The 7,232-nt window shown below is 60.3% G+C and carries 4 protein-coding genes and 2 pseudogenes; 4 read left to right on the forward strand and 2 right to left on the reverse strand.

Annotated elements, in window-relative coordinates; genetic code table 11:
* Together MKK64_RS00950 and MKK64_RS00955 are read left to right on the forward strand one after the other, a co-directional pair.
* Window positions 1-128 (forward strand): annotated as a pseudogene (locus MKK64_RS00950) (IS5/IS1182 family transposase); the annotation flags it as partial.
* A gap of 2,224 nt (window positions 129-2,352) precedes the next feature.
* Entirely contained in the window at window positions 2,353-4,395 is a 2,043-nt protein-coding gene (locus tag MKK64_RS00955) for a putative bifunctional diguanylate cyclase/phosphodiesterase (protein ID WP_243931856.1), read from the forward strand.
* A 203-nt stretch (window positions 4,396-4,598) separates the two neighbouring features.
* Here MKK64_RS00955 and ctrA read toward each other — a convergent pair whose 3' ends face one another.
* The gene (gene ctrA / locus MKK64_RS00960; protein ID WP_243931858.1) at window positions 4,599-5,300 is read right to left on the reverse strand and encodes a response regulator transcription factor CtrA; all 702 of its coding nucleotides are present in this window, start codon (window positions 5,298-5,300) and stop codon (window positions 4,599-4,601) included.
* Between the two features lie 167 nt (window positions 5,301-5,467).
* On the opposite strand from ctrA, the gene MKK64_RS00965 reads away from it, so the two are divergent.
* Window positions 5,468-5,986 carry a MucR family transcriptional regulator gene (locus MKK64_RS00965; protein ID WP_243931860.1) on the forward strand — a complete coding sequence of 173 codons (519 nt, stop codon included), beginning with the start codon at window positions 5,468-5,470 and terminating at the stop codon, window positions 5,984-5,986.
* A 101-nt stretch (window positions 5,987-6,087) separates the two neighbouring features.
* Window positions 6,088-6,255 (forward strand): hypothetical protein, encoded by a 168-nt coding sequence (locus tag MKK64_RS00970; RefSeq protein WP_243931862.1) that lies wholly within the window; start codon window positions 6,088-6,090, stop codon window positions 6,253-6,255.
* An 87-nt stretch (window positions 6,256-6,342) separates the two neighbouring features.
* Here MKK64_RS00970 and MKK64_RS00975 read toward each other — a convergent pair.
* Window positions 6,343-7,215, reverse strand: a pseudogene (locus MKK64_RS00975) (methyl-accepting chemotaxis protein); the annotation flags it as partial.
* Window positions 7,216-7,232: the final 17 nt, after the last annotated feature.

Raw genomic sequence — 7,232 nt, forward strand, 5'->3', positions numbered from 1 at the left:
TGGTCGAGCGCTTCTTCAGCAAGATCAAGCACTTCCGCGCCGTCGCCACCCGCTACGACAAGGATCCCGACAACTTCCTCGCCAGCGTCAAACTCGCTGCCGTCCGGGTCTGGCTGCGAACTTTATGAGTCCGCGACCTAGGCCCCCTAGCGTCCCAAATCAAAGCTAAGTCATTGATGCTGCACGCCCCGATCGCCGGGAGGCAAAGCCATTGCTTGGACTGCTTGCCTCCCTAGCCTCCCCAAATCAGGACGCTGCGGGGGGAAGGCGGGGGCGTCGGACCACGTAAACTGAGGCTCGATCCCCATCCCGACCAGAGGTCGATCGGGGTTTTCCCCAGTTCCGTGCCGATGCACCTCACCGCCGCTGCCATGCACCGTTCAAGGCCGAGCTGCCGAGGCGTCGTGATAGCTGTTTCACCTTTTGCACCCCTGGACGGGTTGTTCGCTTAGTCATTCGACAGGATCGATTTTTCACCACGTTGGTCCGATTACCTGAAATCTGAAGATGCCGTAAAAACCGCCTATTTATCGCCCATCTTGTCCGCGACTAGCAGGTTTTCCGGGGTCTCGGCGGGATCGTAATTGTCGTCGGGTGATCCGAGATCCTGCGTGACGTTCGGCCACGCACGAGGCGGGTGAGTCTTTGAGCATGCAGAATGGACTGACCGGAGCGGGGCCTCTCGTGCCCGGTGTCGCATTGCCGACGCGTGCACGCGCGAAGCGCAAGGGCCGCAAGCCCCCGGCCCGATCGCGTCGAACGTCTGGGTCACGCCCGTCCTCCAAGGCCGCGGGAAAGGCCCGTGTGGTGCTATCGTTGCCCTCGTCTGCTCTGGAGGCCCGCGACTGTCTCCCCGCCCAGCCCGCTTCGGACTTGCCAGTCGATGCCGCACCCGACATCGTCGCAGTCACGCCGGCTTCTGCCGCGGTAGATCCTGATGAGCCGGCGGTCGCAGACCATGAGCCGGTCGCCTGTTCGACTGATCCGGCCGGCGGGATTTCGGACTCCGAAACGGCAGCGGCATCGACGGATGCACAACTTGAGACCCTGGGAGTAACCCCAGTCGCCGGCGTGTCTGACGTCGTAGCTGCAAGCGCCGTTGGCCGCGGGCGGATCACCGCGGGACGGGGCCTCGCAGCCATTTTGTCGGCTGGCCTTGTCATTCTCGGTGCATGGGCGCTGCAACCTGGCCTCGATCGCACGGTCCACCCGCGGATCGCTGCAGCTCCAACTGATGCGATGCCGGCTCCAGGGGGAAGCCCTGCCGGTCTGCAGGAAGCGGCACAGGCTATTGTTTCCCTCCAAGGGGCGGTAAATTCGAGCCGTTCGAACGAGGGTTGGACCACCCCGCCCACGAGGGTGTCGCCCGTTGACGTGCCGGATCAGCCCCTTACACCGCTTCTGGACTCGTCTCAGACCGCGCCTTCGACCGTCTCCGCGTCCGGGACCGTCCTTCCAGCTGTTCCTGGTCTTGTGCCTCTTCCCCCGCGGCGCCCGACTACCCTCGCCTTGCGACGGACGTCCCCGGTTCCGCCGAAGGTCTCCTCGGCAGGGTCAGAGACGGCCGCCGCAGAGGAACCAGTACGGACCGATGTGAACGTCTGGTCGCCGCCGCAGGCAACAGGGCGCTATCGTCTGCCCTGGGGCGTGGCGCAATTGGGAGAACGCAGCAACGACGATACGGCACGCGGCCCGCAATGGACGTTCGCGGTCGAGCGCTGATGATCCCACTCCGGGAACCCCGAACGAGGCGGCGATCGCAACCAAAGGCCCGTGGTGGCGTGCAAAGGGCGACAACACCGCCTCAATCGACGTGAAAATCGCCGTCGTGGAGCGCGATACCCAAAGTGCTGCGGTCGCTCGGTGCCGAGCCGTGATGGTTCTCGTCGCATGAAAGACTAACGAGCTGTATTCTGAGCGGGCCCAACGCGTAGAAACGGCAGGGTTCTCACCCCGCCTCTCACACCTCAGACTTGTATCGCCATTCTTGCGATCAGAAGCCGACGACAACGCTCGCCGTACCCACAACGGTTGCGACAAGACCGCCCGCGAACGCCCCAATCATCAGGTAGCTAAACAGCTTCAATTGCAGTCTTAGAGACGCCGCTCATTGACTTTGTTGATTGGTTGCACCCAAATCTGTCCGATCTAAAGCAGCTGTCCTTTGCCAAGGATGGGTGTGGGTGGCGCTGTGTGCACAGACAATTCATCTCTAACTACTCCAATATTCTTGTTGTAGCCCTCTGTCGACCCAAGCTCACCTTTCATGCCTAAATATATAGCATTTATATTTGATAAAATATTAACATTTAGAAACTATCATCATGGCTGCCACTGAGTGCCTTTATGCTAATGAGTCCGCTTGAAGATTTTGCTGAGATCGGTTCGGATTGGTTCTGGGAAACAGATGCCGCTCTAAGCTTCAGCTATTTTTCTGAAAGTACCAAACGCTTCCTCGGAAGAGAGGTCGCTGAACTGATTGGTCTCAGTCGTAAGGCGATTGCCGAAAATGCCGACGACAAGGCCTTCTGGCAGCCCTATGCCGACGATCTGCAGGCTCACAGGCCGTTCCGCGACTTCGCCTACCCTTATGGCCACCCTGACGGGGTAACACGATGGCTAAGTGTCAGCGGACGTCCGATCTTCTCGCAAGACGGATGCTTCATCGGCTACCGTGGTGTGGGTCGCGATGTAACTGCTGAGCATAAAACGCAGGAAGCTCTGGCGGAACAGATCCGGCGCTGCGATGCTGCGCTCGAGAACATGACCCAGGGTCTATGCATGTTCGATGCAGCTTCGCAGCTTGTTATGGTAAACCGACGTTATTGCGATATATTTGGCCTCGATGCCAGTGATATAATAACTGGATTAACGCACCGAGAAATCGTCAAGAAGCTATTTCAAGCTGGCTGCTACCGAGGCGAGATTACTATCGACCAGCTATGCGAAAAAACAACTCTTGCTCTCCAAGACGAGCATCCAGTTCCAAGTTACCGAGAACTCGCCGATGGACGCATCATCGCAGCCTCTTTCCGATCCATGACCGGTGGGGGTTGGGTAGCAACCTTTGAGGATTTTACCGAGCGCCGCCGCAACGAAGCACGGATTGCTCACATGGCGCTGCACGACACCTTGACCGGCCTGCCCAACCGGGCTCTGCTTCACGACCGTCTTAGCCAAGCCATTGCTCGAACCACACGTACGCACAGCCCCTTCGCCGTGCTGATGTGCGACCTCGACCGGTTTAAAGCTGTCAACGACAGTCTGGGCCACCCTGTCGGCGATGCCCTGCTGCGTGTCGTGGCTGAGCGGATGCAAGCGGTGCTCCGCCCCTACGACACGGTCGCCCGCATTGGTGGCGACGAGTTCGCAATCGTGCTCGATTACCTCGACGAGCCTGGTGCGGCGGCTTGTCTTGCCGAGCGTTTGATTGAAGCCGTCGGCAAACCGGTCTGTCTTGATGAGCAAACGATTGAGGTCGGCGTAAGTATTGGACTCGCAGTCGCTGACGAGAATGATTACAGTACGGACGATTTGTTTAAACGCGCTGAGATTGCTTTGTATGAGGCCAAGGCAGCAGGTCGAAACACCTATCGAGAGTTCTGCCCTAATGTGGGCAACCGCATTGCGACGCGCAGTCAGCTTGGGCTCGACATGAAAGAGGCGATCCGGCGCGGCGAGTTCCATCTTGTCTACCAGCCAATCGTCGAAGCTACGACTGGCGCTGTGGTAAGCTTCGAAGCACTGATGCGCTGGCAGCATCCGCTGCAGGGTACGATCTCGCCAAGCGAGTTCATTCCGCTCGCAGAGGAAACCGGACTGATCGTTCCGCTTGGTGCCTGGGCGCTGCAGGAGGCTTGCCGTGAGGCGTTGACGTGGCCCAAGCCTATAAGAATTGGAGTCAATGTCTCAGCGGTACAATTCCGCCGCGGTCTTGAGGAAGCGGTGCTCTCCGCATTGGCTACTACAGGGCTACCCGCGCACCGACTGAAGCTTGAAGTGACCGAAAGCGTGCTGATGCAGGACGCGGACGGCGTGCTGGCGTGCCTGCACCGGCTCCGGGCACTTGGCGTAGTCATCGCACTAGACGATTGCGGCACAGGCTACTCCTCGTTGAGCTACCTACGCCGCTTTCCCTTCGACAAGATCAAAATTGACCGGTCCTTTATCCGAGACATTGCCGATCCTGATGCCGCTGCGATTGTGAGGGCTGTGGTCGGCATCGGCGAACGGCTGGGAATGGGCATCGTGGCTGAGGGCGTTGAGACGGTCGACCAGCTAAAGCTGGTACGGCAAGAGGGCTGTACGCAGGTGCAGGGCTTCCTGTTCAGTCGCCCGCTGCTGCCCGGAGACGCGCGGGCCTATATCACGGGCACGCAGGCGGCGGCAGCATAGCTAAGCGGCATCATTCGGCGATCGGTCAGGCGTAGGGACCGCGGACAGGTCGCCCATCGCTCGGCGCTTAAAACAGCGTCCCCTACTGTCGAGGTCGATGCTTCAGACGGAAGTTAGATTGCGTCGTCAACCTGGAACTGACGGCGGATGAGGGAGCTGCGCGGTGCGATACGGAGTACGGACGCGGCTTGCCGGCAGATGGCTCAGGTCGCCATGGCCCGCGTCTCGGGCACACCGTCACGAATTACGTAGCCGCGGCCCCAAACGGTCTCGATATAGTTTTTGCCCTGGCTAGCGTTGGCGAGCTTCTTTCGCATTTTGCAGATGAAGACATCGATGATCTTCACCTCCGGCTCGTCCATGCCGCCGTAAAGATGGTTGAGGAACATCGCCTTGGTGATCGCCGTCCCCTTACGCAAAGTAAGAAGTTCGAGCATCTGGTACTCGCGGGTCGTCAAGGCAACAAGGCGTCCAGCAATCTCGACGGTTTTCCGGTCGAGGTTTACCGCAAGGTCGCCTACAGTCACCACAGCGTCTATGTGCCCCTGCGACCGGCGGACGATCGCCTGGATGCGCGCTACGAGCTCGTCTTTGTGGAACGGCTTGGTGAGGTAGTCGTCAGCACCGAAGCCAAGGCCTTTCACCTTGTCCTCAATGCTGGCCATGCCCGACAGGATTAGGATCGGCGTCTTCACCTTCGCGAGGCGAAGGCGGCGAAGCACCTCGTAGCCCGACATGTCAGGCAGGTTCAGGTCGAGCAGGATGATGTCGTAATCGTAGAGCTTACCGAGATCGATCCCCTCCTCACCGAGATCGGTGACGAAAGGATTGAACCCTGCCGTCTTGAGCATCAGCTCGATGCTCTGCGCTACCGACGCATCATCCTCGATCAGCAGAACTCGCATCGCTCGATTCCCAAAAACGTTAAAAACTCCTAACCCACTATCCTTAACAAAATGCTGCTCTGCAAATGTTGGCTTGTGTCGATGATCCTGTCACGCCGCCTTGGCTTGTTGTCCGGTCATATTCCGATTAGTCTGGCTCAAAGCGGTTTTTCGAAGCAGGATAATTCATGTCAGATGAAATAGAAGCAGTTGTAGAGTTCAACTTTACGGCAATGGCTGCGGACATCGTCTCGGCTTATATCTCGAACAACCACGTTCAAGTTGGCGAGCTGCCGAACTTGATCGTTAGCGTTTATGCTTCCCTTACCAGCCTCGGCAGGCAGGTGCCACCTGTATCGCCCGAAGTTGAGAAGCCGACGCCGGCACAAGTCCGCAAGTCGGTCACGCCGGATGCGCTGATCAGCTTCGAGGACGGTAAATCCTATAAGACGCTGCGCCGTCACCTAACGCTGCGGGGCCTAACCCCCGAAGCCTACCGCGCAAAATGGGGTCTGCCAGCCGATTATCCGATGACGACGGCGAACTACTCCGCGCAGCGCTCCGAACTGGCGCGTTCACTCGGCCTCGGCCAGCAGCGACGCAAGGCGGCCTCGAAGGCTGCTGATACGGGAGAGACGATCTCCGAGGCGCTCAAGACCCGCTTCGGGCAGGCCAAGGGCCGGAAGAAGGCCGCCGAGACAGCTTAAAGCTGCTCAGCAACCATTTTATGCGCTGGAGTACACCTTCACAGCTCCGCCGCATTCCAAGCGCCGTCTGAACGGTGCCTTCGGGAAGGGAGCATCAGGTCATGGCTGGAAGCGATCACGAGCCTACCATTCCACCCACCGTGCCAATCACGGGCGTGAACGTCCCAGATCCAACCACCGGCGGTGAGCCTGAGAACAAAGACCCGGTGGTCGAGGCTCAAAAGAAGCCGAATGATCCGGACAAGGCGGCCGAGGACGGTCAGGCCTAGCTTCTGACGAGCGGCGCTCGGGCCGGATCGGCATCGTAAACCTCGATAGGCCCTAAGGCCTACCGAGGCGGTTACACATTGATCCTATCAAGCTGCTCGAACGGTGGCGAGGAAGCGTCCGACTTCAGCTGCAAGGGTCTCCGACTGACGCGACAGCTCCGAGGCCGCGCCGAGCACTTGGCTCGCCGCAGCGCCCGTCTCTTCGGCCGCACCGGCCACGCCGGCGATGTTGCTCGTGACCTCGCCTGTACCCATCGCTGCCTGGCTGACGTTGCGCACGATCTCCTGCGTTGCCGCGCCCTGCTCCTCAACCGCCGCCGCGATGGACGTTGCCACGCTGCTGATCTCCTGGATCCGCGCGGCGATGCCACCGATCGCCGTCACGGCTTGACCGGTGGACGCCTGGATGCGTGCGATCTGTCCCGAAATCTCGTGGGTCGCCCGCGCCGTCTGCGAAGCCAGCTCTTTGACCTCGGCAGCGACCACGGCGAAGCCTCGTCCCGCTTCACCGGCACGGGCTGCCTCGATGGTGGCATTCAGCGCCAGAAGGTTGGTTTGTCCGGCGATGGTGGAGATTATGCCGACCACGTCGCCGATGCGCGAGACCGCCGTGCTCAATTCCTGCACCAGCGTTCCGGTTTGATCGGCCTCGGTGACAGCCTGCTGTGCGAGGGCAGCAGAGCCATCGACCTGGCGACTGATCTCCTGCACCGATGAGCCAAGCTCCTCGGCCGTCGCGGCGACCGTGTTGACGTTGGGGGCGCCATCCTCGGCGGCGGCGGCCACGGTCGTGGATTGGCTCGCTGTTTCCGGCGCCGTCGCGGTCATGGCCTGGGCCGTGGCCTGCAGCTCGGTCGCCGATGATGACACCAGGCCGATGATCCCCCCAAGTGCGGCTTCGCAGCCGTCAGCCATCTGGCGCTGCCCGGCCTTGCGCGGGTCCTCGGCTGGCAGGCAGGCGTTCTGGGATCCCTAGG

The sequence above is a fragment of the Methylobacterium sp. E-025 genome (genome assembly GCF_022829705.1).
Lineage (GTDB): Bacteria > Pseudomonadota > Alphaproteobacteria > Rhizobiales > Beijerinckiaceae > Methylobacterium.

Excerpts from the sequence above, each read along its gene's own strand:
- MKK64_RS00955 (WP_243931856.1), top strand. The coding sequence starts at position 2,353 with ATGAGTCCGCTTGAAGATTTTGCTGAGATCGGTTCGGATTGGTTCTGG.
- ctrA (WP_243931858.1), bottom strand. The coding sequence starts at position 5,300 with ATGCGAGTTCTGCTGATCGAGGATGATGCGTCGGTAGCGCAGAGCATC.
- MKK64_RS00965 (WP_243931860.1), top strand. The coding sequence starts at position 5,468 with ATGTCAGATGAAATAGAAGCAGTTGTAGAGTTCAACTTTACGGCAATG.
- MKK64_RS00970 (WP_243931862.1), top strand. The coding sequence starts at position 6,088 with ATGGCTGGAAGCGATCACGAGCCTACCATTCCACCCACCGTGCCAATC.